At 70.6% G+C, this 24,823-nt stretch carries 18 protein-coding genes; 13 read left to right on the forward strand and 5 right to left on the reverse strand.

Annotated elements, in window-relative coordinates; translation table 11 throughout:
• The first annotated feature begins 146 nt into the window (after positions 1-146).
• Together ACZ7LV_RS10660 and hflX are read left to right on the forward strand one after the other, a co-directional pair.
• Complete coding sequence (locus ACZ7LV_RS10660; RefSeq protein WP_471937896.1) at positions 147-1,733, forward strand: M1 family metallopeptidase; 1,587 nt, start codon at positions 147-149, stop codon at positions 1,731-1,733.
• A gap of 185 nt (positions 1,734-1,918) precedes the next feature.
• Complete coding sequence (gene hflX, locus ACZ7LV_RS10665; RefSeq protein WP_471937898.1) at positions 1,919-3,412, forward strand: GTPase HflX; 1,494 nt, start codon at positions 1,919-1,921, stop codon at positions 3,410-3,412.
• An 80-nt stretch (positions 3,413-3,492) separates the two neighbouring features.
• On the opposite strand, the gene ACZ7LV_RS10670 is transcribed toward hflX, so the two are convergent.
• Together ACZ7LV_RS10670 and ACZ7LV_RS10675 are read right to left on the reverse strand one after the other, a co-directional pair.
• Positions 3,493-4,734 (reverse strand): trypsin-like serine peptidase, encoded by a 1,242-nt coding sequence (locus tag ACZ7LV_RS10670; protein ID WP_471937901.1) that lies wholly within the window; start codon positions 4,732-4,734, stop codon positions 3,493-3,495.
• Positions 4,735-4,812: 78 nt separating this feature from the next.
• Positions 4,813-6,036 carry a trypsin-like serine peptidase gene (locus ACZ7LV_RS10675; protein ID WP_471937904.1) on the reverse strand — a complete coding sequence of 408 codons (1,224 nt, stop codon included), beginning with the start codon at positions 6,034-6,036 and terminating at the stop codon, positions 4,813-4,815.
• Between the two features lie 630 nt (positions 6,037-6,666).
• Here ACZ7LV_RS10675 and ACZ7LV_RS10680 point away from each other — a divergent pair.
• The 4 genes from ACZ7LV_RS10680 to ACZ7LV_RS10695 all read left to right on the forward strand — a co-directional run bounded on the left by ACZ7LV_RS10680 (position 6,667) and on the right by ACZ7LV_RS10695 (position 13,500).
• Positions 6,667-8,163, forward strand: coding sequence for an aminotransferase class III-fold pyridoxal phosphate-dependent enzyme (locus tag ACZ7LV_RS10680; RefSeq protein WP_471937907.1), 1,497 nt, complete (start codon positions 6,667-6,669; stop codon positions 8,161-8,163).
• A gap of 237 nt (positions 8,164-8,400) precedes the next feature.
• The gene (locus ACZ7LV_RS10685) at positions 8,401-10,353 is read left to right on the forward strand and encodes an IucA/IucC family protein (protein ID WP_471939170.1); all 1,953 of its coding nucleotides are present in this window, start codon (positions 8,401-8,403) and stop codon (positions 10,351-10,353) included.
• A 65-nt stretch (positions 10,354-10,418) separates the two neighbouring features.
• Complete coding sequence (locus ACZ7LV_RS10690; protein ID WP_471937909.1) at positions 10,419-11,189, forward strand: GNAT family N-acetyltransferase; 771 nt, start codon at positions 10,419-10,421, stop codon at positions 11,187-11,189.
• A 325-nt stretch (positions 11,190-11,514) separates the two neighbouring features.
• Positions 11,515-13,500: an ATP-dependent DNA helicase gene (locus tag ACZ7LV_RS10695; RefSeq protein WP_471937912.1), complete on the forward strand. Its 1,986-nt coding sequence runs from the start codon at positions 11,515-11,517 to the stop codon at positions 13,498-13,500.
• Positions 13,501-14,055: 555 nt separating this feature from the next.
• Here ACZ7LV_RS10695 and lexA read toward each other — a convergent pair.
• A complete protein-coding gene (lexA, locus tag ACZ7LV_RS10700) occupies positions 14,056-14,835 on the reverse strand; it encodes a transcriptional repressor LexA (protein ID WP_171145262.1) in 780 nt (259 codons plus the stop codon).
• 562 nt (positions 14,836-15,397) lie between these two features.
• Between lexA and nrdR the strand changes: the two genes are divergently transcribed.
• On the forward strand, positions 15,398-15,949 hold the full coding sequence (gene nrdR, locus ACZ7LV_RS10705) for a transcriptional regulator NrdR (protein WP_471937915.1): 552 nt from the start codon (positions 15,398-15,400) through the stop codon (positions 15,947-15,949).
• A 161-nt stretch (positions 15,950-16,110) separates the two neighbouring features.
• A complete protein-coding gene (locus ACZ7LV_RS10710) occupies positions 16,111-19,005 on the forward strand; it encodes a vitamin B12-dependent ribonucleotide reductase (RefSeq protein WP_471937917.1) in 2,895 nt (964 codons plus the stop codon).
• Positions 19,006-19,161: 156 nt separating this feature from the next.
• Here ACZ7LV_RS10710 and ACZ7LV_RS10715 read toward each other — a convergent pair whose 3' ends face one another.
• On the reverse strand, positions 19,162-19,695 hold the full coding sequence (locus ACZ7LV_RS10715; protein WP_471937919.1) for a TerD family protein: 534 nt from the start codon (positions 19,693-19,695) through the stop codon (positions 19,162-19,164).
• A 151-nt stretch (positions 19,696-19,846) separates the two neighbouring features.
• On the opposite strand from ACZ7LV_RS10715, the gene ACZ7LV_RS10720 reads away from it, so the two are divergent.
• From ACZ7LV_RS10720 to ACZ7LV_RS10740, 5 genes are all read left to right on the forward strand, one after another.
• Entirely contained in the window at positions 19,847-20,452 is a 606-nt protein-coding gene (locus tag ACZ7LV_RS10720; protein WP_401678464.1) for a YdbC family protein, read from the forward strand.
• 118 nt (positions 20,453-20,570) lie between these two features.
• Positions 20,571-21,230, forward strand: coding sequence for a histidine phosphatase family protein (locus ACZ7LV_RS10725; RefSeq protein WP_401678467.1), 660 nt, complete (start codon positions 20,571-20,573; stop codon positions 21,228-21,230).
• A gap of 12 nt (positions 21,231-21,242) precedes the next feature.
• The gene (locus tag ACZ7LV_RS10730) at positions 21,243-22,145 is read left to right on the forward strand and encodes an ADP-ribosylglycohydrolase family protein (RefSeq protein WP_471937921.1); all 903 of its coding nucleotides are present in this window, start codon (positions 21,243-21,245) and stop codon (positions 22,143-22,145) included.
• 163 nt (positions 22,146-22,308) lie between these two features.
• Entirely contained in the window at positions 22,309-23,010 is a 702-nt protein-coding gene (locus tag ACZ7LV_RS10735; RefSeq protein WP_471937923.1) for a ribonuclease HII, read from the forward strand.
• A gap of 68 nt (positions 23,011-23,078) precedes the next feature.
• Positions 23,079-23,732: a hypothetical protein gene (locus ACZ7LV_RS10740; protein WP_471937925.1), complete on the forward strand. Its 654-nt coding sequence runs from the start codon at positions 23,079-23,081 to the stop codon at positions 23,730-23,732.
• A 348-nt stretch (positions 23,733-24,080) separates the two neighbouring features.
• Here the strand turns inward: ACZ7LV_RS10740 and ACZ7LV_RS10745 are convergent, their stop codons facing one another.
• The gene (locus ACZ7LV_RS10745) at positions 24,081-24,704 is read right to left on the reverse strand and encodes a hypothetical protein (protein WP_471937927.1); all 624 of its coding nucleotides are present in this window, start codon (positions 24,702-24,704) and stop codon (positions 24,081-24,083) included.
• Positions 24,705-24,823 lie beyond the last annotated feature (119 nt).

Here is a 24,823-nt window from a genome sequence, read left to right on the forward strand (position 1 = left end):
GCGTCCCGCGCGCACGCGGAACCCACTCGGGCCCCTCTGCGCCGCCCCCTGCCACTGCGCGCCTTGGCCCCCACCCCGCACCCCGTTCGGGTGCGCCCGGCGCGCGTCGCCGTGGCGCCGTACGCGCGCGCTGATAGCCGTAGCCCATGCTGCTCACCCCCCGTGACAGGGCTCACCGGCCCGCCACCGACGGCGCCCGAGCCCGCACCCACCGCCCCAGGATCAACCGTCGGCTGAAGGCCGCCCTGACCGCCTCCGCCGCCTCCGTCTGTCTGGTCGCCGCGAGCGCCTCGCCCATCCCCCTGGGCGTCGGCGACCGCCTCTTCCCGTACCTCGGCAACCCGGGGTACGACGTGGCGGCCTACGACCTGTCCCTCACGTATCCCGGCAGCAACGACAAGCCGCTCCAGGGCGTCACCACCATCGACGCCCGCACCACCGCCCCCCTCTCGCGCGTCAACCTCGACTTCGCCCGCGGCAAGGTCTCCTCCGTGGAGATGGACGGGGAGCCGGTCTCGTTCGCCGCGGCCGGCGAGGACCTGGTGATCACGCCGGAGGAGTCGCTGCCCCAGGGGCAGCGGATGCGCATCACCGTGCGGCACACCAGCGACCCCATGCCCGCCGCCGGCCGCGAGGGCGGCTGGGTCCGCACCTCCGACGGCCTGGCGATGGCCAACCAGGCCGACGCGGCCCACCTGGTGTTCCCCTGCAACGACCACCCCTCCGACAAGGCCGCCTTCACCTTCCGCATCACCGCCCCCGAGGGCTACACGGCCGTCGCCAACGGACTCCAGGCCGACGTACGCCGCGCCGGCACCGCGACCCTTTGGACGTACCGCACCCGGCACCCCATGGCCACCGAGCTGGCCCAGGTCTCGATCGGCCGCTCCACGGTGCTCCGCCGCACCGGACCGCACGGGCTCCCCCTGCGCGATGTCGTCCCGACCCGTTACAAGACCGCGCTGGAGCCGTGGCTCGCGAAGACGCCCGAGCAGATCTCCTGGATGGAGGAGAAGATCGGGCGGTACCCCCTGGAGACGTACGGCCTGCTGGTCGCGGACGCCTCCACCGGCTTCGAACTGGAGACGCAGACCCTCTCCCTCTTCGAGAGGGAGCTCTTCAGCGACCCCGCGTTCCCCGAGTGGTACGTCGACTCGGTCATGGTCCACGAGCTGGCCCACCAGTGGTTCGGCAACAGCGTCAGCCCCCGCACCTGGTCCGACCTGTGGCTCAACGAGGGACACGCGACCTGGTACGAGGCGCTGTACGCGCAGGAGAAGTCGAACCGGTCCCTGGAGTCGCGGATGCGCGCCGCATACGGCGCCTCCGACCGCTGGCGCGCCGCCGGCGGCCCGCCCGCCGCACCCATGGTGCCCGAGTCCGACAGCCGCCTCGGCATCTTCCGCCCCAACGTCTACGACGGGGCCGCCCTGGTGCTGTACGCCCTGCGCCAGGAGATCGGGCAGCGGGTCTTCGAGGGCCTGGAGAGGGCCTGGGTGAGCCAGTACAGGGACGGCACGGCGACCACGGCCGACTTCGTCTCCCTCGCCTCCCAGCTGTCCGGACGCGACCTGGACAGCTTCTTCCAGGCCTGGCTGTACGGCGAGAAGACCCCGCCGATGCCCGGGCACCCCGACTGGAAGCCGGAGACGGCCCGCCAGTCGCCGGAGAAGCCGGCCGCACCCAAGGTCAAGACGCCGAGGAAGGCTACGGCGGGGCACGGCGGGGAATAACACAGTGACGAGACGGGGCGTTGCGTGCGACCCTTTTCAGGTCGGCGGCGCAGGCGACGGGAATCTCCCCGGAGCCTCGTGCGTTGAGCACAGTGACGGACCAGCTACGCACAGGGGTCCGACAGGCTCTTCCGACGCGGCGCCCCGTCGCCGCACCACGGTATCCCCAACGACGTAAGGACCCAATGACCTCCTCTTCTTCCCCTTCCCAGGACACCAAGCGCCTCGCGCACGACTTTCCCGAAGGTCTTCGGGCCGATGCCCTGATGGAAGAGGACGTCGCCTGGAGCCACGAGATCGACGGAGAGCGGGACGGCGACCAGTTCGACCGTTCCGAGCGTGCGGCCCTGCGCCGCGTCGCCGGCCTCTCCACCGAGCTCGAGGACGTCACCGAGGTCGAGTACCGCCAGCTCCGTCTGGAGCGGGTCGTCCTCGTCGGCGTCTGGACCTCGGGGACCGTGCAGGACGCGGACAACTCCCTCGCGGAGCTCGCCGCCCTCGCGGAGACCGCGGGCGCGCTCGTGCTCGACGGTGTGACCCAGCGCCGCGACAAGCCCGACGCCGCGACCTACATCGGTTCCGGCAAGGCCGAGGAGCTGCGCGACATCGTGGTCGACGTGGGCGCGGACACCGTCATCTGCGACGGTGAGCTCAGCCCCGGCCAGCTGATCCACCTCGAGGATGTCGTCAAGGTCAAGGTCATCGACCGTACGGCGCTGATCCTGGACATCTTCGCCCAGCACGCCAAGTCCCGAGAGGGCAAGGCGCAGGTCGCGCTCGCGCAGATGCAGTACATGCTGCCGAGGCTGCGAGGCTGGGGTCAGTCGCTGTCCCGTCAGATGGGCGGCGGCAAGGGCGGCGGTCTCGCCACCCGTGGTCCCGGTGAGACCAAGATCGAGACGGACCGGCGCCGGATCCGCGAGAAGATGGCGAAGATGCGCCGGGAGATCGCGGAGATGAAGACCGGCCGCGACATCAAGCGCCAGGAGCGCAAGCGCCACAAGGTGCCCTCCGTCGCCATCGCCGGCTACACCAACGCGGGCAAGTCCTCCCTGCTCAACCGCCTCACGGGCGCCGGCGTCCTGGTCGAGAACGCGCTGTTCGCGACCCTGGACCCGACCGTCCGCCGGGCGGAGACCCCGAGCGGCCGGCTGTACACGCTGGCCGACACCGTCGGCTTCGTCCGGCACCTGCCGCACCACCTGGTCGAGGCGTTCCGCTCCACGATGGAGGAGGTCGGCGAGTCCGACCTGATCCTGCACGTGGTCGACGGTTCGCACCCGACCCCGGAGGAGCAGCTGGCCGCCGTGCGCGAGGTGATCCGGGACGTAGGCGCCACCGACGTGCCCGAGATCGTCGTGATCAACAAGGCCGACGCCGCCGACCCGCTGGTCCTCCAGCGGCTGATGCGGATCGAGAAGCGTTCGATCGCCGTCTCGGCCCGTACCGGCCGGGGCATCGACGAACTGCTCGCGCTGATCGACAACGAGCTGCCCCGCCCCTCCGTCGAGGTCGAGGTGCTCGTGCCGTACACCCAGGGCAAGCTGGTCGCCCGCGCCCACGACGAGGGCGACGTCGTCTCCGAGGAGCACACCCCGGAGGGCACGCTGCTCAAGGTCCGGGTGCACGAGGAGCTCGCGGCGGAACTGGCGCCGTACGTTCCGAGCCCGGCCGCCTAGCGGATCGACCCGTCCGCCCGGCGCCTCCGACGGAAAAGGCCCGCCCCTGATGTGAGGGGCGGGCCTTCGTCATCGGCGCGTCACCGACCGCCGTACGTCCGGCTCATGTTCTCGTACAGCGCCTGTGCGTCCTGCCCGAGCTGCGGCCCCGCGAGCCAGGTGCTGTCGGGCGGTCCGATCGAGGTGTTCGAGACCAGCACGGTCTTGCCGTCCACCACCCGGAACCAGCCGCCGCCCGACGAACCGCCCGTCATGGTGCAGCCGATCCGGTACATCGTCGGCAGCGCCGGGCTGAGCGAGAACCGCCCCGGCCGGTCGATGCACTTGAACATCTGCAACCCGTTGTACGGCGGCCCCGCCGGATACCCCCACGCGCCCATCTCGCCGGACTCCGCCGCGGACGGTGCCGAGAAGTCCACATCCAGTGCCGCGCCGACCGTCTCCTCCAGGGACTTGGCCCCCTGCTCGGGCTGCACGTGCAGCACGGCGTAGTCGTACGCCGCCCCCGCACCGCCGGTCGCCGAGCCGCCCTGCAGCCAGCCGTCGGAGGTGGAGGCCCAGTCCGCCCACCAGTTCCCGTACGGCGCTATCTCGCTGCTGGAGGCGTTGCCCAGCTCCGCCTGGGACTTGCCGAGGTCGTTGTAGGCCGGGGCGAACATGATGTTCCGGTACCAGCCGCCGTTCTGCCCCGCGTGCACGCAGTGGCCCGCCGTCCAGACGAGGTTGGACTTCCCCGGGTGGTTCACGTCCTTGATGACCGTGCCCGAGCAGACCATCGAGCCCTCGGGCGAGTCGAAGAAGACCTTGCCGACCGGTGCGGCGTTGCGGTGGTACGGCGTCTTCTCCGCCGCGGCCTGGACCGGTGCCGGCTCCGGATCGCTGACGCCCAGGCCGGCCGACGCGTCCTTCGTCGACAGCGTCTTGTCGGCCTCCTGCGCGGACTGCATCCGCTCCGGCTTCCACAGGCCCTCGATCACCGGATTGGCGAAGTCCTCGGCCGCACTGAGCCACTTGTCCTTGTCCCAGTTCTTCCAGCCGCCGTCCTTCCAGGCGTCCACGTCGATGCCCGCCTCGGCGAGGCGGTCCGCGATGTCCGCCGGTATCCCGGCCTTGCCGTCACCGTCGCCGGTCTCCTGCGAAGCCGCGGCGCCCGCCCGGTCGGCCCCCTCGTCCGCGCTGCCGCCGCCGCACGCGGTGGCGGTGAGGGCGAGGGCGATGAGCAGGGAGGAAGCGGCGAAGGTGGTGCGGGTGGTCCTGGCGGTCCTGGTGCTCCTGGTGGCTCTGGTCGTGCTGTTGGTGCGGCGTTCAAGTAGGGAACGCATGGTGGTGTGACCCCCGTTGAGATGTCGTCAGAAGGTGCTGGGCCGCGGTGCCCACGTGCTGGGCGCGGCCCAGCCTGATCACCGGCCGGCGAACTTGCCGCTCACGGCCTGGAACACACCCTCGGCCTCTTCACCCAGTCGCGGTCCCGCCAGCCAGCCCGAAGTAACCGGCCCTATCGAGGTGTTGGACACGAGCGCGGGCTTTCCGTCCGAGCCCGTCGAGACCCAGCCGCCCCCGGACGAGCCACCGGTCATCGTGCAGCCGATCCGGTACATCGTCGGGTCCGAGGCATTGATCGACAGACGACCCGGCTTGTCCTCGCACCGGTACAGCTTCTGCCCGTCGTACGGCGGCGCCGCCGGGTAGCCCGTCGCCGTCATGCTGTCCATCTCGGGCACGGCCGGAGCGTCGAAGTCGACCGGCACCGCCGCGCCCACCATCTCCTCCAGCGACTTGCCCCCACTGCCGTCCTCCGGCGTCACATGCAGCACGGCGAAGTCGTACGCCGCCCCCTGGCCGCCGGTCGCACTGCCCTGCTCGATCCACTGGTCCGAGGTCTGCACCCAGTCGCCCCACCAGACGCCGTACGGAGCGACCTCCTCCTTGGTGGCGCTCTGCAGCTCCGCCGCCGACAGGCCCGCGTCGTTGTACGACGGCACGAACGCGATGTTGCGGTACCAGCCGCCGCTCTTGCCCGCGTGCACACAATGCCCCGCGGTCCACACGAGGTTGGACTTGCCGGGGTTGGCCGGGTCCTTCACGACCGTGCCCGAGCAGACCATCGTGCCCTCGGGGGAGTCGAAGAGCACCTTGCCCGCCTCGGGGGCGTTGTCGTGGTACGACGCCGGCACGGCCTCCGCCTCCACCGGCTCGGGGGTCGGGTCGGTCACCCCCTGGTCACCGGAGATGTCACCCTCGTCGACCGCCTGGTCCGGCTCCTCGGCCTCCCGCATCCGGTCCGGGTCCCACAGGTCCTCGATGATCGGGTTGATGTAGTCCTCGGCCTCGCGAAGCCAGTCGTCCTTGTCCCAGTTCTTCCAGGCGCCGTTCCGCCAGTTGTCCAGATCGATCCCGTGCTCCTTGAGCTGGTCCTTGATGTCGTCCGGGATCTTGAACTCGCCGTCGGCCCCCGCAGTGGCCGAGGTCGACGCCTTGGCATCCACGGCGGAGTCACCCGAGTCGCACGCGGTGACGGTGAGCGCGAGCGTGGAGGCCAGCGCGACGGCGGCCAGCGCCGGGGAGGTTCTGCGACGGGCGCGACCCTCCCGGCTAGCGGTGAACGACGGCCGTATGGATCGCATGGTGGTACTCCCCCTGGTGGTGAAAGGACTCGGCGCCGCAGCCGCGATCCTGGCCGAACTCACCTGCGGTTCAGGCCGATCTCACGGCTTTCCGGGAACGGCACACCACACTATGCGCTCGCTGTGGGGGACTTCCGACGGAACGGCAACGGTTCCGTCACGGCAAGGATCTTGAAGCAACCCGTAACCCGGTGGCGGGACCGCGGTTGGTAGCGGTGGGGGCGGGGACCGGGGCCGGTCCTGTGTGCCCATGTACCACGTGGATCGCCTCGGGAGGTGTGCCGTCGACAGTGACCGTCCCGGGGTGCGGCGTGGGCGCGAGTCCTGCGACGGGCGCGTCGGATGTGTGGACGTCGTCGACGTCATCAAGGACACGCGTGGACAAGGCCCATCGGCCTTGGTGACCCCGTGGGCGTCTCGCGGCGCTCCGGGCTCCGAGGGCGGTGTGCGGGCAGAGCACGTGCGGGCAGAGCAGTGGGGCGACGGGCGCGCGCGTGCCGTGCGGCCCACCCGCACGTGAGCGCACCGCCGGCGGAGGCGGGCGAGACGCGGCCGCCCGCCGGGAGCGTGCGACCAACCAGCCACCCCACAGCGGCCGGAGGGTGCCCAAGAACGGGAGGACAAGGAGTCGTGCCAGTGACCGAGGGTGCCCCGCGCCGACAGCAGTCGCGCGAGACGGCGGCGCGGACCTACGCACGCGCCCTGCCGATCGTGCCGGTACGCGCCCGCGGCATGACCGTCGAGGGCGCGGACGGACGCCGCTACCTGGACTGCCTCTCGGGCTCCGGAACCCTCGCTCTCGGCCACAACCACCCCGCCGTACTCGCGGCGATCCGCAAGGTCCTCGACTCGGGCGCCCCTCTCGACGTCCCCGACCTCGCCACCCCCGTCGAGGACTCCTTCGTCACGGAGTTGAGGCGCACCCTGCCGCCCGGGCTCGCCGAACACGCCCGCGTGCGGTTCTGCGGCCCCTCGGCGACGGAAGCCGTCGAGACCGCCGTCGCGCTCGTACGCGCGGCCACCGGACGCTCCGGAATCGTCGCGCTGACGCGCACCGAGCGCGGGCCGCTCTCGGCGGGCGGGTCGAGGACCGGTTCTCGCTGCCCCTTCGGGGCCGCCGACGAGGGCCACGGCGACCTGGCGGCTCAATGGAGCGAGTCGGCTCGACGGAGCGAGTCGGCTCAGGGGAGAGAGGCGGCCTTTTCCGCCACGCCCGCTGCGACCGATCCCGCCGGAATCGTCGTCGAACCCGTCCACGGCGACTGTGGGGCCTTCCCCATGTCCGACGCCTGGATGCGGGCGACCCGGCAGTTCACGGCCGCCCGCTCGATCCCTTTGATCGCCGACGAGACGCGGACCGGCGTTGGCAGGACAGGTGCCTTCTGGGCCGTCGAGCACAGCGGGGCCACGCCCGACGTGATGATCCTCTCCGATGCCATCGGCGGCAGCCTTCCGCTGGCCGCGGTGATCCACCACGAAGCCCTTGTGCCGCCCCGGCCCATCGCGTCGGCCGGTCCCTTCCGCGGCAACCAACTCGCCCTCGCCGCGGGCGCCGCGACCCTCGCCCATGTCCGCGAACACCGACTCGCCCAACGAGCAGCGATCATCGGCTCCCGCCTTCTCTCCGAACTCGACTTCCTGGCTGATGAGTTCGCCTGCATCGGCGAGGTGCGCGGACGAGGGTTGATGATCGGCCTCGAGTTGGTGGCGGATCGGGAAGCGGCTGATGACCGACGGCCCCGCGATGAGTTCGGCACTGCATGGCCCGGCGGCGCTGCCGATTCGCCGCCGACCGGGGAAGTACCTGCGCACGGCGGCGCGCATTCCGCCGCCGCCGGCCTGGCCGCCACCGTGCAACGGGAGTGCCTCCGGCGCGGCTTGATCGTCGGCATCGCCCCTGGCCGACCGAGCGTCGTCCAGTTGCTCCCCCCGCTCACCATCACCGACGAACAGGCCTCGGCCGTGCTCGACCGCTTGGCCGACGCCCTGACGTCGACCGCCCGAGCCCACCCCGCCGGGGGCCGCCGCACCTCGCAACGCCCGCTTCGCCGCCCTCACGGCAACACCGCCCAAGGCGAACACTCCGGCGACACCGATCGACCCCCCCGCTTCCACAGGTCGCGATAGCGGGAGCGCGGATGCAGATCTCCCCCACACCCCACGGCGCGCGCTGTCGCCTGAGCCGGATCGACCCCCCAAGGAACCGACTTGACCACCGCCCCCACACCTGACGACTGTCTCCGCACCCCCGCGCAACGCCGCGAGGAGTATGGGACCGAACCCGCACCCACGGCAGCGACGGTCCCCGGACAGCACAACGATCGCCAGGAGCCCGCGCGCCTCGACGGCACCGTCACCGACCTCCTGGACCACCCCGACGCCCACACCGCCGCCGAGGCGGCCACCGTGGAGAACCTGCTGCGCTGCTGGGTACGCGAGACGAACCAGCCTGCCCCCGCCCATGACACCCTCCTCATCCCGCTCCCCGCCACTGGCACCGCTCTCCTCGCCCCCGTGCGTTACTGGTCTCGCACGGGCTGGCACCGCTTCGGCCCACCTCGTCCGGCCGGCGCACCGGCGGACTCCCCGCCCCTCGACGCGGTCACCGTCGCCGCACTGCTCGCCCGGGAGACGCCCGGCGGCTTGCACACGAGCGCGCACGGACACCGCGACGACCTCCACAACCGCGACGCCCGCGATGACCGCGACGTCCGCGATGACCGTCACGGCCGCGACGTCGGCGATGACTCCGTCGTCCGCGACGACCGTCACGGCCGCGATGACCGCGACGACTACGCCTTCCGCGACGACCGTCCCGTCCGCGACGACCATTACGGCCGCTACAACACCGACCTCGTCGCGCGCGTGGCCGACTCCGTCCGTCGCGTCGCGACCTTCATCGGCGAGCGCGGACAGCCCCCCACCGACAAGGCGGACCTCTTCCTCGCAGCCGAGCAGGCACTGCTCCTCGGGCATCCCCTGCACCCGACCCCGAAGAGTCGCGAAGGTCTCACCGAGAGCGAAGCGCGCCTCTGGTCACCTGAGCAGCGCGGTTCTTTTGCCCTGCACTGGATGGCCGTCGCCCCCTCCCTGCTCGCCACCGACTCCGCCTGGACGGAACGCGGCCGCGTCGTCCCCGCAGCCCGGCTCGCCGCTCACCTGGCCGGGGGCGGGCTGCCCCTGCCCGACGGGTACACAGCCCTTCCCCTGCACCCCTGGCAGGCGCGCGAGCTGCGGCACCGCGACGACGTCGGCACACTGCTCGACGCCGGACTGCTCCGCGACCTCGGGGTGCATGGGCCGGCCTGGCACCCCACCTCCTCCGTCCGAACCGTCTACCGGGGCCACGCCCCCGCCATGCTCAAACTCTCCCTGGGCCTGCACATCACCAACTCCCGTCGCGAAAACCTCCGCAAAGAACTGCACCGTGGTGCCGAGGTCCATCGACTGCTGCGCACCGGGCTGGCCCAGCAGTGGCAAGCCGCGCACCCCGGCTTCGACGTGGTGCGGGACCCGGCCTGGCTCGCCGTCGACGGGCCGGACGGCAGCCCGGTGCACGGTCTCGACGTCGTGATCCGGCACAACCCGTTCACGCCCACGGACGACGTCTCCTGCCTCGCCGGGCTCACGGCACCCCTGCCCCGGTCCGACCGCCCGCGCCGCCCCGACCGCCCGCAGCAGTCCGACCGGTTGTCGCCCCGGTCCCGGCTGGCCGGGATCGTCACCGGACTCGCCGCCCGGACCGGTCGTCCACGCGGGGCCGTCGCCGCCGAGTGGTTCCTGCGCTACCTCGAACACGTCGTCCGACCTGTGCTCTGGCTGGACGGCGAGGCCGGGATCGCCCTGGAGGCCCACCAGCAGAACACGCTGGTCCTGCTCGACAGCAACGGCTGGCCGGCAGGCGGCCGATACCGCGACAACCAAGGCTTCTATTTTCGCGAATCGCGGCGTGCCGAACTCGCCTCCCGGCTCCCGGGCATCGGCGAGCGCAGTGACACCTTCGTGGCCGACGAGGTCGCCGACGAGCGCTTCGCCTACTACGTGGCGATCAACAACGTGTTCGGTCTCGTCGGCGCGTTCGGATCGCAGCGTCTGACGGACGAGGGGCTGCTGCTCGCCGCCTTCCGCCGCTTCCTCGAACGCGCCGCCTCCGGTCCTGTCCGGCTGCGCACTTCACTTCCCTCCCGTCTCCTCGACTCACCCGTCCTGCGCTGCAAGGCCAACCTCCTGACCCGGCTGCACGGCCTGGACGAGCTCGCGGGCCCCGTGGACACCCAGTCCGTCTACGTCACCATCGCCAACCCCCTTCATCCCTGACCAACAGCAACTCCCTTCACCCACAAGGAAGACGCCCCGACGCCGCCTTCTGAGAGGAGCCTCAAGTGCCTCCGACCGACGCGAGCACCGACGCCGCTGCCGACACGCCCCAGGACACCGACGCCGAGGACACGCTGGACCTGCGTCTGCCCAAGGAGTTCCTCGCCTTCCTGGCCGAGCAGGACCAGGGCGCGGACCGGACCGAGCCTGCTGAGCCAGGTCAAGCACCGGAACCAGGTCCAGCACCGGCCCGGCGCGCCCCTGACGACCTCCTCGACCAGGTTGGCGACTGGGGGCCCACCGACACGCCCGCAGGCGTGTTCCAGCTAGTCCCCGTGCGTGTGGAACGGGATCTGCCCCTCCTCTGCCGCTGGATGAACGACCCGGCCGTGGCCGCGTTCTGGGAGCTGGACGGATCCCAGGAGCGGACCGAGGACCACCTGAACGCCCAGTTGGCCGGCGACGGACGCAGCGTCCCCTGCCTCGGCGTCCTGGACGGCACTCCGATGAGCTACTGGGAGATCTACCGGGCCGACCTCGACCCGCTGGCCCGCCACTACCCGGCCCGTCCGCACGACACCGGCCTTCACCTCCTGATCGGTGATATCGCCAGACGGGGACGAGGTCTCGGCAGCCTGCTCCTCAGATCCGTGGCGGACCTCGTCCTCGACAGACGCCCCGCCTGCGCCCGCGTCGTGGCCGAACCCGACATTCGCAACACCCCCTCCGTGGCCGCCTTCCTCAGCGCCGGTTTCCGGTTCGCCGCCGAGGTCGACCTGCCTTCCAAACGGTCCGCCCTCATGGTGCGAGACCGGTCCCTCCGTCATCTGCTGTAGCGCTGAGCGTCAGCGTCATCACTTTTGGTACACCGGTCGCGGCGATCCGGTTCCCACTCAATTTCTTCGCGGTCGGCGAGGGAGTTCGACGAGGGAGTCCGCGACCCGACCGATCGAGCTGCGCTCGATCACTCGTCGCTCCCATCCATCCAGGCCCGATCGTCGTCGGTCCGTACCGATCCCGTGCCGCACCCAACCGATCCACAGGCCGGCTGCACCCTCGGCCCGCACCCCGTCACCGCGGGTCTTGCCCTCACCTCCGCCCCATCCCCCACCTCCCCGTGATCACCCCTTTGTCAGTGCGGCGCCGTAGGGTGGTCGGGCTATGACGAAGCCCTCACTCCCCGAACTCCTGCATGCCGCCGTCACAGCCGTCGGCGGCACGGAGCGCCCAGGCCAGGTGACCATGGCCGAATCCGTCGCGGAGGCGATCGACGACGGCTCCCATCTGCTGGTCCAGGCCGGCACCGGCACCGGCAAGTCGCTGGGCTATCTGGTGCCCGCGCTCGCGCACGGGGAGCGGGTCGTCGTAGCGACCGCCACGCTCGCCCTCCAGCGCCAGCTGGTGGAGCGGGACCTGCCCCGCACGGTCGAGGCGCTGCACCCGCTGCTGCGCCGCCGCCCGGAGTTCGCGATGCTGAAGGGCCGGTCCAACTACCTGTGCCTGCATCGCCTGCACGAAGGCGTTCCACAGGACGAGGAAGAGGGCCTCTTCGACCAGTTCGAGGCGGCCGCACCCACCAGCAAGCTGGGTCAGGACCTGCTGCGGCTGCGGGACTGGTCCGACGAGACCGAGACCGGCGACCGTGACGACCTGACACCGGGTGTGTCGGACCGCGCGTGGGCCCAGGTGTCGGTCTCGTCGCGGGAGTGCCTGGGCGCGTCGAAGTGCGCGTACGGCGCCGAGTGCTTCGCGGAGATGGCCCGGGAGCGCGCCAAGCTGGCCGAGGTCGTCGTTACCAACCACGCGCTGCTCGCGATCGACGCCATCGAGGGCGCCCTGGTCCTTCCACAGCACGAGGTGCTGATCGTGGACGAGGCCCACGAGCTGGTCTCCCGGGTCACCGGCGTCGCCACCGGCGAGCTGACTCCCGGCCAGGTCAACCGAGCCGTCCGCCGCGCCGCGAAGCTCGTCAACGAGAAGGCCGCCGACCAGCTCCAGACCGCCGCCGAGGGCTTCGAGCGGCTGATGGAGCTGGCCCTGCCGGGTCGGCTCGAAGAGATCCCGGAGGATCTCGGCTACGCGCTGACGGCGCTGCGAGATGCCTGCCGGACGGTGATTTCCGCGATCGGCGCGACCCGCGACAAGTCCGTCCAGGACGAGGACGCGGTCCGCAAGCAGGCATTGGCGTCCGTGGAGTCGGTGCACGACGTGGCGGAGCGCATCACGCAGGGCTCGGAGTGGGACGTCGTCTGGTACGAGCGCCACGACCGCTTCGGCGCCTCTCTCCGCGTCGCCCCCATGTCGGTCTCGGGCCTGCTCCGGGAGAAGCTCTTCGCGGACCGGTCGGTGACGCTGACCTCGGCGACCTTGAAGCTCGGCGGCGACTTCAACGGCGTCGGTGCCTCCCTGGGACTCGCACCCGAGGGCACCGAGGGCGACGACCTCCCGCAGTGGAAGGGGGTCGACGTCGGCTCGCCGTTCGACTACCCCCGGCAGGGCATCCTCTACGTCGCCAAGCACCTCTCGCGTCCCGCGCGCGACGGTGATCGCGCGGACATGCTCGACGAGCTGACGGAGCTGATCCAGGCTGCGGGCGGGCGCACCCTTGGGCTGTTCTCCTCGATGCGGGGCGCCCAACTGGCCGCCGAGGAGCTGCGCGCACGCATCCCCGAGTTCCCTATCCTCCTCCAGGGCGAGGAGACCCTCGGCGAGCTCATCAAGAACTTCGCGGCCGACCCCAGGACGTGCCTGTTCGGCACGCTGTCGCTGTGGCAGGGCGTGGACGTGCCCGGGCCCAGCTGTCAGCTGGTCGTCATGGACAAGATCCCGTTCCCGCGCCCCGACGACCCGCTGATGAGCGCGCGCCAGAAGGCGGTGGAGGACGCCGGAGGCAACGGCTTCATGGCGGTGGCCGCCACCCACGCGGCCCTGCTGATGGCCCAGGGCGCCGGTCGCCTGGTGCGGGCCTCGGGGGACCGCGGTGTGGTCGCCGTGCTCGACCAGCGTCTGGCCACCGCCCGCTACGGGAGCTATCTGAAGGCGTCACTGCCCGACTTCTGGTACACCACGGACCGTAACCAGGTCCGGAAGTCGCTGGCCGCCATCGACGCGGCGGCGAAGAAGGCGGAGGCCGAGGCGGACCTGTAGCGAAGCACGTCATCGTGGGCGAGGCCCCGAGCCGGGCTCATCGGCCGTCCGGTCTGGACGCCCTGCCTTCGGGCTCATCGGCCATGGGCCGGACGCCCTGCCTTCCGGCTCATCGGTCGTCAGGTCTGGACGCACTGCCATCCGGCTCATCGGCCGTCAGGTCTGGACGACCCGCCTTCCGGCCCACCCGCCATCAGGTCTGGACGCCCTGCCTTACGGCTCATCGGCCGTCAAGTCCGGACGACCCGCCTTCCGGCCCACCGGCCATCAGGTCCGGACGCCCTGCCTTCCCACTCATCGGCCATCAGGTCCGGACGACCCGACTAGCGGCCCATCGGCCATCAGGTTCCGGGCGGTCGGCCCTCGGGGCATCAGCCATCAGGTCCGGGGCGCCGCGCTTCCCGGACCCATCCGCCATCGGAGCCCGGACGGCAGCCGCCCTCTGGGCCCCCTCGGCATGTGCGCCGGACAGCACAGGACCCCGGAACCGGCGCAGAGGTCCCGGGGCCCGGTCAGGGAGGGCGGCGGTCTCGAAAGGGCCGCCCGCGGTGGGCGTCAGACTCGCCGCAGAACGGCGACCACCTTGCCGAGGATCGTCGCGTCGTCGCCCGGAATCGGCTCGTAGGCCGCGTTGTGGGGCAGCAGCCAGACGTGGCCGTCCTCGCGCTTGAAGCGCTTGACGGTGGCCTCGCCGTCGAGCATCGCGGCCACGATGTCACCGTTCTCGGCGACCGGCTGACGGCGGACGGTGACCCAGTCGCCGTCACAGATCGCGGCCTCGATCATCGAGTCGCCCACGACCTTGAGCACGAACAGCTCACCGTCACCGACGAGCTGCCGGGGGAGCGGGAAGACGTCCTCGACCGACTCCTCGGCGAGGATCGGGCCACCGGCGGCGATGCGGCCGACCAGCGGAACGTAGGAAGCGGCCGGCTTGCCCGCGGTGTCCGTCGGCTGCACCGACGCGGCCTGGTCGGAGCCGCGCACCTCGTAGGCGCGGGGGCGGTGCGGGTCACGGCGCAGGAAGCCCTTGCGCTCCAGTGCCATCAACTGGTGGGCCACAGAGGACGTGCTGGACAGGCCGACCGCCTGGCCGATCTCCCGCATCGACGGCGGGTAGCCGCGGCGCTGCACCGAGTCCCTGATGACCTCGATCACCCGGCGTTGCCGGTCGGTCAGCCCTGAGCTGTCCGCCCGGATGCCTGGAGGTCGGCCCGGCAGGGAGCGCTTGTGCCCCTCTGGGTTCGTGGCTTCGTTCATCGCATGCACCGGCTCGAGTCGGCCCTGGGAGCGGTCCTGGGCAGTGATGGTGGCACTGTCTGCGGTGGTGGTCACGTCGGCCCCTCTCGATGGTCTCCCTGCTGGACAACGGTAGTTGCTTTCGAAAGGTTGCGCCAAACACACGTTCGAGTGAAAAAGCGCGAATCACGGGGTGTGATCGTGCGCCTGGGTGTATGGCTGACGCGGAGTCCCGCGGACAAAAGCGTCGATTGTTGTACCCTTCACCGCCGAGGTGATCCCTCGTGAAGCGCGGCCCAGTCTGCCATCCGGTGTCCTCCGGGCCGGGTATCGGCCCCCTCGGACGCGGGAAGTCGTACGTCTTCTCCGTGTGGCGCCCACGGTATCTCCCCACCTGCGACCTCGGTACGGCCGTGCGCCCAGGTCACCCGAGCGCCGCACGCGCGCGGGGAGCCGGATGGTGCCGCCGTCGACACGCGAGTCTGGGTGGATGTGCGAGCCAATCCCCACATGTAGTGGTTGGATGGCTACAGCAGCCCAGAAGTTGTGGTCCCCCCGGTCTTGGCTCGCACGATCATCGCCTATGCTTGTGCTCGCTTCGAGGGGCCCAAGGGTCTGTTGAGGCTATTGAGTCTGCTGTGAGGAGGGATGGGAATCCATGCACTGCCCCTTCTGCAGGCACCCCGACAGCCGTGTGGTCGACAGTCGTACGACCGACGACGGCACGTCGATCCGCAGGCGCCGCCAGTGCCCTGACTGCTCCCGTCGTTTCACGACCGTGGAGACGTGCTCGCTCATGGTGGTGAAGCGCTCCGGAGTCACCGAGCCCTTCAGTCGCACCAAGGTCATCAACGGGGTGCGCAAGGCGTGCCAGGGGCGACCCGTCACGGAGGACGCGCTCGCGCAGCTCGGCCAGCGGGTCGAGGAGGCGGTGCGGGCCACCGGGAGTGCCGAGCTGACCACCCATGACGTGGGGCTGGCCATACTCGGTCCGCTGCAGGAGCTGGACCTCGTCGCCTATCTGCGCTTCGCCTCCGTCTATCGGGCGTTCGAGTCGCTGGAGGACTTCGAGGCGGCCATCGCGGAACTCAGGCACAAGCGGGAACACCCCGCCGCGGACGACGGCGCCGGCGGCGTGGGGAGCCAGGAAGACGACCGCGGGTCCGGAGGAGCTGCTCAGCTCCCCGAGCCCGCGCGCTCCGCCGACTGACAGGTGGGCCGGGCCCGGGGGCGGCTTCCGGGTCGGCCGGTCGGCGGCGACAGAAGACCTGTTGCGGGTGGCAGTGGCAGGGCCCCGCAACACCAGACAGAACACGTGCCACGGGAACATCGTGGCACTTCAGGGCGTTTTTGCCCGTAGAGGGAGGCGGCATGACAGAGACGGCGAGCGGTCCGGCACGGAGTTCCCGCGCCAAGGGCATCAAGGCGACCAAGGGACTGCGTATCGAGCGCATCCACACCACCCCCGGCGTGCACCCGTACGACGAGGTGGCCTGGGAGCGCCGTGACGTCGTCATGACCAACTGGCGCGACGGCTCGGTCAATTTCGAGCAGCGTGGCGTCGAGTTCCCCGACTTCTGGTCGGTGAACGCGGTCAACATCGTCACCAGCAAGTACTTCCGCGGTGCCGTGGGCACCCCGCAGCGCGAGACCGGCCTTCGGCAGCTGATCGACCGCATCGTGAAGACGTACCGGAAGGCCGGCGAGGACTACAAGTACTTCGCCTCGCCCGCCGACGCCGAGATCTTCGAGCACGAGCTGGCCTACGCGCTCCTGCACCAGATCTTCAGCTTCAACAGCCCCGTCTGGTTCAACGTCGGCACGCCCCAGCCCCAGCAGGTCTCCGCCTGCTTCATCCTGTCCGTCGACGACTCCATGGAGTCGATCCTCGACTGGTACAAGGAAGAGGGCATGATCTTCAAGGGCGGCTCCGGCGCCGGCCTGAACCTCTCCCGCATCCGCTCCTCCAAGGAGCTGCTCTCCTCCGGCGGCAACGCCTCCGGTCCGGTCTCCTTCATGCGCGGTGCCGACGCCTCCGCAGGAACGATCAAGTCCGGTGGCGCCACCCGCCGCGCCGCCAAGATGGTCATCCTCGACGTCGACCACCCCGACATCGAGGACTTCATCGAGACCAAGGTGAAGGAAGAGGAGAAGATCCGCGCCCTGCGGGACGCGGGCTTCGACATGGACCTGGGCGGCGACGACATCACGTCCGTCCAGTACCAGAACGCCAACAACTCGGTCCGCGTGAACGACGAGTTCATGAAGGCGGTCGAGCAGGGCGGGAAGTTCGGTCTGCGTGCGCGGATGACCGGCGAGGTCATCGAGGAGGTCGACGCCAAGGCCCTGTTCCGCAAGATGGCCGAGGCCGCGTGGGCCTGCGCCGACCCGGGCATCCAGTACGACGACACGATCAACCACTGGCACACCTGCCCGGAGTCCGGCCGCATCAACGGCTCGAACCCCTGCAGCGAGTACATGCACCTGGACAACACGTCCTGCAACCTCGCCTCGCTGAACCTGATGAAGTTCCTCAAGGACGACGGCAAGGGCAAGCAGTCCTTCGACGTCGAGCGCTTCGCCAAGGTCGTCGAGCTCGTCATCACCGCGATGGACATCTCCATCTGCTTCGCGGACTTCCCGACGCAGAAGATCGGCGAGAACACGCGCGCGTTCCGCCAGCTCGGCATCGGCTACGCCAACCTCGGCGCCCTGCTGATGGCGACCGGCCACGCCTACGACTCCGACGGCGGCCGTGCCCTGGCCGGCGCCATCACCTCCCTGATGACCGGCACGTCGTACCGGCGCTCCGCCGAACTCGCCGCGGTCGTCGGCCCGTACGACGGCTACGCGCGCAACGCCCAGCCGCACCTGCGGGTCATGAAGCAGCACTCCGACGAGAACACCAAGGCCGTCCGCATGGACGACCTGGACACGCCGATCTGGGCCGCCGCCACGGAGGCCTGGCAGGACGTGCTGCGCCTCGGCGAGAAGAACGGTTTCCGTAACTCCCAGGCGTCCGTCATCGCCCCGACCGGCACCATCGGTCTGGCGATGTCCTGCGACACCACCGGCCTGGAGCCCGACCTCGCGCTGGTCAAGTTCAAGAAGCTGGTCGGCGGCGGCTCGATGCAGATCGTCAACGGCACCGTCCCGCAGGCCCTGCGCCGCCTGGGCTACCAGGAGGAGCAGATCGAGGCGATCGTCGCCCACATCGCCGACCACGGCAATGTCGTCGACGCCCCGGGCCTCAAGCACGAGCACTACGAGGTGTTCGACTGCGCCATGGGCGAGCGTTCCATCTCCGCGATGGGCCACGTCCGCATGATGGCCGCGATCCAGCCGTGGATCTCCGGTGCCCTGTCCAAGACGGTCAACATGCCGGAGTCGGCGACCGTCGAGGAGGTCGAGGAGATCTACTTCGAGGCCTGGAAGATGGGCGTCAAGGCGCTCGCCATCTACCGCGACAACTGCAAGGTCGGCCAGCCCCTCTCGGCCAAGACCAAGGAGAAGGAGAAGGCGGAGATCACGGAGAAGGCCGAGGCCACCATCCGTGAGACGGTCGAGAAGGTCGTCGAGTACCGCCCGGTCCGCAAGCGCCTCCCGAAGGGACGTCCCGGCATCACCACGTCCTTCACCGTCGGCGGTGCCGAGGGCTACATGACCGCCAACTCCTACCCGGACGACGGTCTCGGCGAGGTCTTCCTGAAGATGTCCAAGCAGGGCTCGACCCTCGCGGGCATGATGGACGCCTTCTCGATCGCCGTCTCGGTGGGTCTGCAGTACGGCGTGCCGCTGGAGACGTACGTCTCGAAGTTCACGAACATGCGCTTCGAGCCGGCCGGTATGACCGACGACCCCGACGTCCGCATGGCGCAGTCGATCGTCGACTACATCTTCCGCCGCCTGGCGCTGGACTTCCTGCCCTTCGAGACGCGCTCCGCGCTCGGCATCCACTCCGCCGACGAGCGTCAGCGTCACCTGGAGACCGGTTCGTACGAGCCGTCCGACGAGGACGTCGACGTCGAGGGCCTGGCCCAGTCGGCGCCGCGTGCCCAGGAGCTCAAGGCCGTGGTCACGCCGAAGGCGGAGGTCGAGGTGGCCGCGCCCGCCCCGAAGCAGGTGCACACCAGCGCCGAGCTGGTGGAGATGCAGCTGGGCATCCAGGCCGACGCCCCGCTGTGCTTCTCCTGCGGTACGAAGATGCAGCGCGCCGGCTCCTGCTACATCTGCGAGGGCTGCGGCTCGACGAGCGGCTGCAGCTGACGTCTGAGTGACACTCCCTGATGGCGAGGGGCGCCGGCTTCGTGCCGGCGCCCCTCGCCGTGTGCGCTCAGGTCCCCGATCGGTCGGCGGGATGTCGACATGTGGTCACGACTTGTGGTCGCGACCTGTGATCACGACATCTGGTCACGACATGCGTCACGACCTGTGCGGGTGGCCCATCGTGCTGGTGAAGGCGACCGGGTCGTCCTCGAAGCCGTGGACACCGGAGTGGAAGTCCCACGCCCCGGAATCGCCCCGGACGAACTCCGCGACCCTGGCGGCCGTAGAGCCGAGGACGCCGCCGAAGTCGTCCGTGGCGAGGTCCGCGTAGCCCTCGCGGATCCGCAGGGACGGCTTGATCACGCTGACGAATGTGCGCCGGTCGGGCCGCTGCTGGATGACGACGCCGACCACCACGCGCCCGTAGCGGGCGTCCAGCCGGTCGAGTTCCACCGTCATGACCTCGTCCCACCCGAAGCCCTTGCCGTCCTTGCTGTCCCGGTTGAGCGTGATGGTGCCGTCAGGGGAGCGGCTGTCGAAGTGGACCGTGTAGGCGGGATCGCCGTACGGATCACCCGCCAGGTAGGTGGCGGCCACTATGTCCAGATCGCTCGGCGGCTGCCCCGGCCCACTCGGGTCCCACTTGACCGCGATCTCGACCTTGCGGATGCCCTTGCTGATGCCGCTCATCGGACGTCGTCCCCCTTCTCCTGCGCCCGTAGCCCGAACTGCCGGGCGATTGAAGCCGGTTGTCCATCCTGCCACGTGCGTGGGCGGGTGTGCGCGAGTGCGCCTCGGCCGAACGTGACCGGGGCCACGCCCGTGGCCGTACGATGGCGCGGTGCTGGTCAAGTGGATTCGCTGCACCGTGGTGGACCGCCGCGGCTTCGAGCGGGGGCAGCGAAAATGGGCGGGGCTTCCGGGGGAGCCGGGATTTCGGGGACAGGGCGGAGGCTGGAGCCGGAGCCGGCCCTCGGTGGCGCACATCTTCGCCTTCTGGGAGAGCCGTGCGTTCTACGACTCCTTCATGGCCCGCTCCCATGACCGGCTGGCGGCGGCACAGGCCGGAACCTTCAAGGATGCCCAGGTCAGGCTGTTCGACTACCGCTTCGACGTGAAGACGGGCTTCGAACCGCGCTTCACGGACGCCGACCTCGTCCGGGTCGCGCTGTGCCGCGTCCACGAGCAGCGCGTCGACAATTTCACGCTGATGCAGGAGAAGGTCTGGAACCCCGCCATGGCGGGCTCTCCGGGGATGATCCGGGGCCTCTTCGCCGAGGCGCCGGGGCACGAGTTCATGGTCCTGTCGATGTGGCGGTCGGCCGCCGAGCACGGAAAATACCGCACCGAACGCGTGGAGAGGCTGGCTCTGCGGGCCCAGACGGAGGCGGACGTCGCGGCGCTGACGGGCGACATCGTGGAGCTGGAACCCAGCTGGATCGTCTGAATCCCGGCTCCGCGGAACGTGCGCCTTATGTGGCGTATGGTGCGGGAAGTGTGTGACCTACGCCGTATGGAGCCCGTACGAGTGCTCGATACGGCCTCGCCCGAACTAGGGTTTTGGCATGGCACGACCACGGCGCATCGTCCTTGTCCGGCACGGCGAGTCAACGGGCAATGTTGATGACTCCGTGTACGAACGCGAACCCGATCACTCACTGGCACTGACCGAACGCGGATGGCGACAGGCCGAGGAGGCCGGCAAGCGGCTTCGTGATCTCTTCGGGCGCGAACAGGTGAGCGTCTACGTCTCCCCCTACCGCCGCACCCACGAGACGCTCCGCGCCTTCCACCTCGACCCCGACCTGATACGCGTACGCGAGGAGCCCCGGCTGCGCGAGCAGGACTGGGGGAACTGGCAGGACTGCGACGACGTCCGGCTGCAGAAGGCCTACCGCGACGCGTACGGACACTTCTTCTACCGCTTCGCGCAGGGCGAGAGCGGCGCCGACGTGTACGACCGGGTCGGTGGCTTCCTGGAGAGCCTGTACCGCAGCTTCGAGGCGCCGGATCATCCGTCCAACGTGCTGCTGGTGACGCACGGCCTGGCCATGCGGCTGTTCTGCATGCGTTGGTTCCACTGGACCGTCGCCGAGTTCGAGTCGCTGTCGAACCCCGGGAACGGCGAGATACGGATGCTCGTTCTGGGGGAGGACGGCAAGTACACGCTGGACCGGCCGTTCGAACGCTGGCGAGACCCGGAACCGTACGGGATCACCGAATAGAGTGGCAGACCAATGACTGACTCCTCTCCCGGCGGGCGCCTGGATCGCGCCTTGGCCAGCCTGCGCGGCCTCGCCGTCGGTGACGCGCTCGGCTCCCAGTTCTTCGTGCCCGCGAACTATCCGCTGCTCAAACGCCGCGAGCTGCCGCCCGGCCCCTGGCAGTGGACCGACGACACGGAGATGGCCTGCTCCGTGGTCGCCGTCCTCGCCGCCCACCGCCGGATCGACCAGGACGCCCTCGCCCGCTCCTTCGCCGAGCGCCACGACTTCGACCGCGGCTACGGCCCGGCGGTCAACCGGATGCTCCGGCTGATCCGCGAAGGCGGCGACTGGCGGGAACTGTCCTCCGCGCTCTTCAACGGCCAGGGATCCTGGGGCAACGGCGCCGCCATGCGCATCGCCCCGCTGGGCGCCTGGTACGCCGACGACCCCGAGCAGGCCACGCACCAGGCGGAGATCTCCGCCTATCCGACGCATCAGCACCGTGAGGCGGTGGTCGGTGCCATGGCCGTAGCGGCAGCCGCCGCGCTGGTCGCGGCCCCCGGCGGACCACCGAGCCCCGAGTCGCTGCTCGACGACGTCGTCGCCCTCGTACCGAAGAGTGCCGTCGGGGCGGGCCTGCGCCGCGCCCGGGACATGCTCGACTACGGAGACGCAGGAACGGTGGCGGCGGTACTGGGCTGCGGGCGGCGGACGTCCGCCCATGACACGGTGCCCTTCGCCCTCTGGTCGGCCGCCCGCTCCCTCGGCGCCTACGAGCAGGCCTTCTGGACGACCGCACAGGCCGGCGGCGACGTGGACACCACCTGCGCCATCGTGGGCGGCGTGCTCGCGGCGGGGGAGGCCGGGGCGCCGCCCGCGGAGTGGGCGCAGCAGACGGAGGCGCTGCCCGACTGGACGGGCGTTCCGGTCTAGAGCCGGCCGTCTTTTCGGTTCGGTTCACGAGTGCGACGGTGGAGGCGCGGAGCGCTTCCGTGACGGCATGCCGAGGGACCTGCGCACGCGCCGTGCCCCCTGGCGGTGTCTTGGGGGACCGGGGTGTCGGAGTCGGTTGCGGGCGGCGTAATCTAAGGGCGCCATGCCGTACGAACCACCTACTCACACCGTCGAGCGCTCCCTCCGCGCAACGACCGGAGCGAAGATCATTGCCGGTGTCGACGAGGTGGGGCGTGGCGCTTGGGCCGGCCCCGTGACCGTCTGCGCGGCGGTCACCGGACTCCGTCGGCCTCCCCTGGGTCTTACCGACTCCAAGCTGCTCACCGTGAAACGACGGACCGAGCTGGCCGGGTTGTTGCGGACCTGGGTGACGTCGTACGCCTTGGGGCACGCCTCTCCGGAGGAGATCGACGACCTCGGGATGACGGCGGCACTGCGGATCGCGGCCGTGCGTGCTCTGGACGCGCTGCCGGTCCGTCCCGACGCGGTGATCCTCGACGGGAAGCACAACTACCTCGGGGCGCCCTGGCAGGTCCGCACGGTGATCAAGGGCGATCAGTCGTGCGTGGCCGTGGCGGCTGCCTCGGTGATCGCCAAGGTTCAGCGCGACAAAATGATGGCCGAACTGGGTATCGACCATGCAGACTTCGGTTTTGCGGACAACGCCGGGTATCCCTCACCCGTGCACAAGGCCGCACTGGCGGAGCGGGGCCCCACCCCCTACCACCGGTTGACGTGGGCGTATCTTGATGGGCTGCCGCAATGGCGGCACCTCAAGAAGGCCCGCAGCTGGGCGGACGGAAACGTTCCGGAGATCGACGGCCAGCTCGGCTTCGACTTCTGACGCTTCCGGTCGCACGTATGTGCCACCCGCTGGCGCGACCCGTACCAACGTTTGATAGACATCAACTCATGCCTCTCATCCCCGAGGAGCCTCAGATTCACGAGAGTGCCCAGGGCCCCCGCGCTGCTTCGGCCACCGGCCGTACCGCGCCGACCCCTCGTCCCGTACCCGGCCCCCGCCCCGCGGCCCCGCCGCGTCCTGGTCGTCCCGGCTCTCTCCGGCCCTCGCCGCCGGCGCAGCGTTCGGGTGCGGTCGGGTCGGCCAAGCCCGGCCCCGCGGGTCCGGCCGTAACTTCCACCCCTGTCGCGCCCGCTCCGGCCTCGGCCCCGGCGACCCCGCAGATCCAGTTGATCCCGGCCCCGGCCGGGGGTGCGCTGGACGCTGCCGAGGAAGCCGTGGACCTGCTGCTGGACTCCGGCCGCGCCCCCAGCGACGTGCTGGTGATCACCACCGGCGAGCCACACCCCTGGGCCGCTCACGAGCTGTCCTTCGGTGAGGCGTCGTACTGGGCGCAGCACGACGCGGGCGACGACGTCTTCTACACGGACGCCACCGTGGCCGAGCGTGCCGCGTCCCGGCCTGTGGTCGTGGTCGCCGTCAACGGTGGGTCCGACGGCGCTGCCGCCACCGCATTGCCCCTGGCTCTGGCCCGGGCCGGCGCCCTGCTGATCGTCTGCGGTGACCCGCAGCAGATCAACTCGGTGCTGGGCGCCGGCGTCTGAGCCGGTTCCAGCAGGTCGGGGGCGTTGGGTCGGCGGATGCGCCGGTCCGGCGGCACGCGCACAGCGAGGTCTTCGGCGTGCTCGCGTTCACGCCGTGCCGGGTGACCGGCGTGCTCGCGTCCAGGCCCGCTTGGGTGCCCGGGGTGTCGGTGTGAGGTGCGTCCGGGCTGGGTGACTGGCGTGTTCGCGCGAGGATCGCCGGGCTTGGGTGACCGGCGTGCTCGCGTGCGCAGCGCCGGGCCTGGGCGACCGGCGTGCTCGACTGCCGGGCGTGTGCGAGCCGGCGGTTCGTGCAGGGGTCTGGTGTCGTGCGGGTGCGTCGGTGTAGTCGCTCCTGTTTCGTGGCCCTCAGCGGGCAGCCACGCGGCTCAGGATGTCGGAGGCGGCGCCTCCGGTGCGCGGCAGTGGGGGCGGTGCCTCCGACGTCGCGAACGGCTCGGGCGCCGACACGGAGTTCGGGCGGCGGCCGCCCCGGCCCTCACCGAGGACCTGCCAGCCGTCGCGGGTCAGCGTGATGTACGCCCCGCAACGCAGTCCGTGCAGCGTGCAGGCGTCACGCAGGCCCCACATCCACGCGCCGTCCTCCTCGGTCCAACGCGCGTCGCCCTCCCGGCAGTAGAGCAGCACGGCGGTCCGTACCGGCGTGCGGCGGCGCAGGTCGTGCGGGATGACCCGGCGCAGCTGGTCGAGCAGCGCGTTACGGAACATCCAGCCGTCGGCGCCCGCCGGACGCCTGGTGAACGAGGCACTCGCGCACAGCCGATCGTCCATGTCGAGGACGGCCACGACCGCCGTCGACGGCCCGGGGCGGTGCCGCGTGTGCAGCCCGCTGACGACTTCGCGAGGATTGCGCAGCAGCGGGATGCCGGCGGCGGCCCACTCCGCGGGTTCCAGCAGCCGCGTCCCGGCGTTGACTGAGGCGGCGGAAGTCGACGTGGATGCCGCGGAGGACGGAGCGGATCCGAAGGTCACGTTCCTCCCTTCGGCTACGCGCCCACACTGCGGGCGGGGTCTGGATCGGGGGAGCGCACGCCGCAGCAGAGCCCTACCTGGTCACGGGGTGAGCCGTGCGGGGAGCGGACCTCAATTCT

The organism is Streptomyces sp. NPDC107562 (genome assembly GCF_055657325.1).

Bases quoted from the DNA above. Each gene is read 5' to 3' on its own strand.
- hflX (WP_471937898.1), top strand. From the start codon at position 1,919: ATGACCTCCTCTTCTTCCCCTTCCCAGGACACCAAGCGCCTCGCGCAC.
- nrdR (WP_471937915.1), top strand. From the start codon at position 15,398: ATGCACTGCCCCTTCTGCAGGCACCCCGACAGCCGTGTGGTCGACAGT.
- ACZ7LV_RS10735 (WP_471937923.1), top strand. From the start codon at position 22,309: ATGCCGTACGAACCACCTACTCACACCGTCGAGCGCTCCCTCCGCGCA.
- ACZ7LV_RS10675 (WP_471937904.1), bottom strand. From the start codon at position 6,036: ATGCGATCCATACGGCCGTCGTTCACCGCTAGCCGGGAGGGTCGCGCC.
- ACZ7LV_RS10670 (WP_471937901.1), bottom strand. From the start codon at position 4,734: ATGCGTTCCCTACTTGAACGCCGCACCAACAGCACGACCAGAGCCACC.
- ACZ7LV_RS10695 (WP_471937912.1), top strand. From the start codon at position 11,515: ATGACGAAGCCCTCACTCCCCGAACTCCTGCATGCCGCCGTCACAGCC.
- ACZ7LV_RS10725 (WP_401678467.1), top strand. From the start codon at position 20,571: ATGGCACGACCACGGCGCATCGTCCTTGTCCGGCACGGCGAGTCAACG.
- ACZ7LV_RS10730 (WP_471937921.1), top strand. From the start codon at position 21,243: ATGACTGACTCCTCTCCCGGCGGGCGCCTGGATCGCGCCTTGGCCAGC.
- ACZ7LV_RS10740 (WP_471937925.1), top strand. From the start codon at position 23,079: ATGCCTCTCATCCCCGAGGAGCCTCAGATTCACGAGAGTGCCCAGGGC.
- ACZ7LV_RS10710 (WP_471937917.1), top strand. From the start codon at position 16,111: ATGACAGAGACGGCGAGCGGTCCGGCACGGAGTTCCCGCGCCAAGGGC.
- ACZ7LV_RS10715 (WP_471937919.1), bottom strand. From the start codon at position 19,695: ATGAGCGGCATCAGCAAGGGCATCCGCAAGGTCGAGATCGCGGTCAAG.
- ACZ7LV_RS10660 (WP_471937896.1), top strand. From the start codon at position 147: ATGCTGCTCACCCCCCGTGACAGGGCTCACCGGCCCGCCACCGACGGC.